The organism is Microcoleus sp. F4-D5, assembly GCF_036704885.1.
Lineage (GTDB): Bacteria > Cyanobacteriota > Cyanobacteriia > Cyanobacteriales > Microcoleaceae > Microcoleus.
Genome location: NZ_JAUBSX010000196.1, coordinates 1 through 1,359 on the forward strand (window position 1 = coordinate 1; position 1,359 = coordinate 1,359).

At 40.9% G+C, this 1,359-nt stretch carries 1 pseudogene; it reads left to right on the forward strand.

The annotated features are described in order from the left end of the window. Positions 1-24 precede the first annotated feature (24 nt). Positions 25-1,189: pseudogene (locus QUA80_RS33545) on the forward strand (ISAs1 family transposase). The last annotated feature ends 170 nt before the right edge of the window (positions 1,190-1,359 follow it).

Here is a 1,359-nt window from a genome sequence, read left to right on the forward strand (position 1 = left end):
CACCTTACACTTCCACAGGTTTTTCTGCGACGCAATCCCTCTGGTGTCTCCTTTTCGCTCTTATTCAGCAAGCCCTATGTAGCAGAGATCCCGGACCCCCGAGTTCAAAGAACCCAAAAACACTTATTAAAAGATATTTTAGTAATCTCTATTTTAGCCGTCATTGGCGGTGCCGAAGGTTGGGAAGACATGGAAAATTATGGCATCGCTAAACAGCAATGGTTAGAGGAATTTCTCGAATTACCCAATGGTATCCCGAGTGATGATACTTTTCGACTCGTCGAGTGAAAGAATTAATCCTCAGGCTTTAGAACAATGTTTAGCGAAGTGGCTTCAAAGTATGCTTGGTTCGATAGTTGGCGAGATTATCCCCATCGATGGCAAAAGTGTTAGAGGTTCTTATGACCGTAATCAAGGCATAAAAGCTTTGCATTTGGTCACGGCTTGGGCAAGTGAACAGCGTTTAGTTTTAGGGCAAGTTAAAGTTGAGGATCATTCCAACGAGATTACGGCAATTCCGGCACTCTTAGAATTATTAGACCTGAGCGGGGCGATCGTTACCATTGATGCGATGGGAAGTCAAACCGAGATTGTGAAACAAATTCGCCACAAAAAAGCTAATTATATTGTATCTCTTAAAGCCAATCATCCTACTTTACATTCTCAGGTTAAAGAATGGTTTGATACCAGAAGAGCTAATAACTTTGAAGGCATTAACATTAGTTATAACCAACAAATTGAAAAAAGACACCATCGCACTGAAAAACGTTATGTTTGGGCTGTTCCTTTAGAGGCTTTCGGTGGTCTTTATCAACAAGACCAATGGTCGGGACTGCAAACCATCGTCATTATTGAAAGAATCCGCCATCTTTGGAACAAAACGACTCGTGAAGTCCAATTTTATCTAAGTTCTCTGCCGGAGGATGCTCAAGCTCTTGGTCGTGCCATTCGTCAACATTGGACGATTGAAAACCAAGTTCATTGGACTTTAGATGTCACGTTCCATGAGGATCAATGTCGGATTCGTTCAGGTCATAGTCCTCGTAATGTTGCCATAGAGAGACGGATGGCACTTAACGCTCTTAATCAGGAGAAAACATTGCAGCGTAGTCTTCGTCAAAAAATCAAACAGGCTTCTATGAATAATGATTATATGATGACTGTTCTCAACTCGTTTTGTCAAGCTTGATTGAGATGCTCTTACCCTGTCTATATATCCGATCTACATGAATTGATTCTGGGTAGAATCCCGTGAACTTTTTAAATTCTTCTACTTGTGCTTGTAATACCATTTTTCTAAAGATGTGCTAGAGATAAAGAATGTAAGATCCAAGACCATCCTGTGAGAAAACCAATGAC